At 56.2% G+C, this 3348-nt stretch carries 6 protein-coding genes; 4 read left to right on the forward strand and 2 right to left on the reverse strand.

The features are described from left to right. The 3 genes from AK963_RS27145 to AK963_RS27155 all read left to right on the forward strand — a co-directional run. The coding region (locus tag AK963_RS27145; protein ID WP_238593865.1) for a hypothetical protein at window positions 1-293 on the forward strand (293 nt) is incomplete at its 5' end. A 2-nt stretch (window positions 294-295) separates the two neighbouring features. Further along, window positions 296-676 carry a helix-turn-helix domain-containing protein gene (locus tag AK963_RS27150; RefSeq protein WP_066018345.1) on the forward strand — a complete coding sequence of 127 codons (381 nt, stop codon included), beginning with the start codon at window positions 296-298 and terminating at the stop codon, window positions 674-676. Further along, window positions 628-2256, forward strand: coding sequence for a terminase large subunit (locus AK963_RS27155; protein WP_066018456.1), 1629 nt, complete (start codon window positions 628-630; stop codon window positions 2254-2256). The genes AK963_RS27150 and AK963_RS27155 overlap by 49 nt, the downstream gene beginning before the upstream one ends. Window positions 2257-2368: 112 nt before the next feature. Here the strand turns inward: AK963_RS27155 and AK963_RS27160 are convergent, their stop codons facing one another. Beyond that, window positions 2369-2659, reverse strand: a complete 291-nt coding sequence (locus AK963_RS27160) for a HigA family addiction module antitoxin (RefSeq protein WP_066018457.1) — start codon at window positions 2657-2659, stop codon at window positions 2369-2371. Beyond that, window positions 2659-2937 (reverse strand): type II toxin-antitoxin system RelE/ParE family toxin, encoded by a 279-nt coding sequence (locus tag AK963_RS27165; RefSeq protein WP_066018458.1) that lies wholly within the window; start codon window positions 2935-2937, stop codon window positions 2659-2661. The genes AK963_RS27160 and AK963_RS27165 overlap by 1 nt, the downstream gene beginning before the upstream one ends. A 47-nt stretch (window positions 2938-2984) precedes the next feature. Between AK963_RS27165 and AK963_RS27170 the strand changes: the two genes are divergently transcribed. After that, window positions 2985-3348: hypothetical protein (locus AK963_RS27170; protein ID WP_139117705.1), on the forward strand; the 364-nt coding region annotated here is incomplete at its 3' end.

Raw genomic sequence — 3348 nt, forward strand, 5'->3', positions numbered from 1 at the left:
GCGCGGACGGTGGAGAAACTGAAGGGCGTTGCCCGGAGGTAGTTATGGCCGACGAAGACCGCTTTAACCGGATTGAAGAAAAGCTCGATGGGATTACCCAGATACTCCAGACGCTGGCCAAGCACGACGAACGGATGGTCAACCTGGCACTGCGGGAGCAACGCAGCGAGGAACGGCTGGACACCATCGAGAAGGCCGTGCAGAAAAACTCCGTGATCACCTCGGTGGCGCAGTGGGTGGCGATGACGGTCACTGCTGGTCTGATCGCCTACGCATTCAGGCACCTTATTTAGTCATGGCATTCCCCAGTAAATACAAACCGGCCATGTGTCAGCAGGTGAAAGACCTGATGGCCGAAGGCATGAGTCGTAAGGCCACTGCCGTGGAACTCGGCATCAGCTACAAGACGTTCCTGTCCTACATCGACAGACACGAAGACTTTGCCGCTGCCGTGGAGCAGGGCGATGTGCTGGCCGAAGCCTGGTGGGAAGACAAGTACATCAGGGGCGCACTGGGTCAGGCCGAGGTGCAGCCTGCCATGATGATCATGTACATGAAAAACCGGTTCAAGTGGCGGGACAAGCTGGAGCAGACCGTCATCAAGGACGAACTGGAAACGGTGGACGAATGGCTGGCAGCAAGGGACAGCGAAGCCGACAGCGAAGACGAGGACTGACCGGCAGAGAGAAGCTGCTGTTTGATTTCCGATACTTTGCCAGCCTCTGCCTGAAGATCAGAACCAAGTCGGCCAAAGTGGTTCCCCTGAAGCTGAACGCGGCCCAGAAGTACCTGCACAAGCGGATCAACCAGCAACTCAAGCGCACCGGCAAGGTTCGGATCGTGGTGCTGAAAGGTCGGCAGCAGGGATGCAGCACGTACACCGAAGCCCGGTTTTACTGGAAGGTCAGCAACAAGCGTGGTTTGAGAGCTTACATCCTGACCCACGAAGCGGACGCCACGGCCAACCTGTTCGATATGGTGCTGCGCTACCACGAAAACCTGCCTGCCTTTGCCCAGAAGACACTCAGTAACAAGAGTGCCAAGCAGATGGACTTTACCCATGACTCCGGTTATCGGGTGGGTACCGCAGGCAACCGGGGAGCAGGGCGGTCATCCACGGCGCAGCTATTCCATGGCTCAGAGGTGGCCTTCTGGCCAAATGCGGACGAACACCTGGCCGGTGTGTTACAGGCGGTGCCCAATGAAGCAGACACTGAAGTCATCCTTGAAAGCACTGCTAACGGGGTTGGTGGTGTGTTTTATGATTACGTTATGGACGCCGCTGCTGGCCGTGGCGATTTTGAACTGGTGTTTATCCCTTGGTTTTGGCAGGAGGAATATCAGGCGGCAGCTCCGGCAGGCTTCACGCTCGATGATGACGAAAGATTTCTGAAGCAGACCTACCACCTGAGCGATGAACAACTCCAGTGGCGCAGGCAGAAGATTTACGAGCTGAAATCCGAAGACAAGTTCAAACAGGAATACCCCTGCAATGTGGAGGAAGCGTTCCTGTTCTCCGGCAGGCCGGTGTTTGATCCCAAGCACACCGAGTCGGCCAAGGTCGAATGCTACGCCCCGAAACAGGCCATCGAGCTGACCATCAACGGCGTGAACCGCAGCAAAGATGGACTGCTGCAAGTCTGGGAGTTCCCGAAGACGGGTACCCAGTACGTGATCGGCTGCGATGTGGCGGAGGGGCTGGCACCGGTCAATGACAAGCACAAGCACGGTGACTATTCGTCCATTGATGTGTGTGACCGCGACGGCTATCAGGTAGCCCACTGGCATGGCCACGTTGCCCCGGACGATCTGGGCAAGATGCTGGACAAGCTGGGCCGGTTCTACAATGGCGCGCTGGTGGGTGTTGAGCGCAACAACCACGGTCTGACTACGGTCACCAAGCTGAAAGACCTGAAGTACCCCAATCTGTACATGGAAACCACGGTGGACCAGAGAACCCAAAAGCGCACCAAGCGCCTCGGCTGGCAGACCACCACGAAATCCAAGCCCCTGATGATCGACCACCTGGCGGCACTGCTGCGGGACGGTGAGTCGGGTATCTGCAACAAGGACACTATTGCTGAGTGCCAGACCTACGTCATTGAAGACAACGGCAGCACCAACGCGCAGGAAGGCTGCTTCGATGACCGGGTGATCAGCTACGCCATTGCCCAGCAGATGGTGCTGAAGCTGCCACGGCAGAAGATCAATATTAACGAGCTGAAGTATCGGGCTCCCGGCAAGTCGGCTTACTGATGGAACACAGAATCATACGTTTCACCCAGCGGGTGGTGGGGAACTACCCCGCCATCATGGCTGGCCACCGGCTTGAGTGGATCAGGCGCAGAGGGAAGAAGAACCGGAGGCGTTAGGCGGCATCCGGTTGAAAAGGGGTGACGATGGGCGCGTTTTGCGTGACTTGCCAGAGGTCGTAATCATTTTGCATCCCCAGCCAGACACTGGCAGAAGGGTTGCCAAAGACCTTTTCAAGCCGAAAGGCCATTTCCGGCGTGATGGCACCACGGCCATGAATGATCTTGGACAGGGTTTTGCGGGTAATGCCCAGATGACTGGCAGCATCCACGATACTGATATCCAGTGGCTTCAGGATTTCTTCGCTCAGTATTTCGCCCGGATGGGGCGGGTTAAACATTTCCATCAGTGGTAGTCCTCATAGTTAATGATTTCGGCATCGTTGCCATTGAACCGGAACGTGACCCGCCAGTTACCACTGACGGTTACTGACCAGATGCCTTTGCGTTCCCCTTTCATTGGATGAAGACGGAAGCCGGGAACGTCCAGATCACCGATCTGTTTTGCCCGATTAAGCAACAACAGAATGCGTTTCAATTTTTTAGCGTGTTGCGCTTGTATGCCGGAGGTTTTACCCGTTCGGTAGAACCGTTCCAGTCCTTTGTGCAGGAAACTGATAATCATACATTGAAAGTAACCTAAGCGGTTACTTTGTCAAGGAAGCCCACAGGATGGACTACGGACTGGTACAGGTCGCCACACCGGACGAGGTGACACAGGCGGAGATGCAGCAGGCAGAGGATGCCGACCGTCAGGAGCAGGCGGTGCGTGATGCCTTTGCCGCTGACCTGCAAAGCCGCTGGCAGGGCTATCGGGAAGCACGGAGAGAAGTAGAAGACGAGTGGCTGGAAGCGCTCCGGGCAGTAAAGGGTGAATACGGTCCCGAGCAGGAAAAGGTGATGGAAGAGCAGCAGGCGTTAAGCCGGGTGTTTATCAAGATCACCGCCACCAAGGTCAATGCCGCTTATTCTCGACTGGTGGATCTGCTGTTTCAAAACGTGGACAGTTTCTGGGATATTGTGCCCAGCCCGATGG

Origin of the sequence: Endozoicomonas atrinae, from assembly GCF_001647025.1 — a bacterium.
Taxonomy (GTDB): domain Bacteria; phylum Pseudomonadota; class Gammaproteobacteria; order Pseudomonadales; family Endozoicomonadaceae; genus Endozoicomonas; species Endozoicomonas atrinae.

What these genes read in the sequence shown, in the direction of transcription:
- AK963_RS27160 (WP_066018457.1), bottom strand. Translation starts at nt 2,659, where the DNA reads ATGGAAATGTTTAACCCGCCCCATCCGGGCGAAATACTGAGCGAAGAA.
- AK963_RS27155 (WP_066018456.1), top strand. Translation starts at nt 628, where the DNA reads ATGGCTGGCAGCAAGGGACAGCGAAGCCGACAGCGAAGACGAGGACTG.
- AK963_RS27165 (WP_066018458.1), bottom strand. Translation starts at nt 2,937, where the DNA reads ATGATTATCAGTTTCCTGCACAAAGGACTGGAACGGTTCTACCGAACG.
- AK963_RS27150 (WP_066018345.1), top strand. Translation starts at nt 296, where the DNA reads ATGGCATTCCCCAGTAAATACAAACCGGCCATGTGTCAGCAGGTGAAA.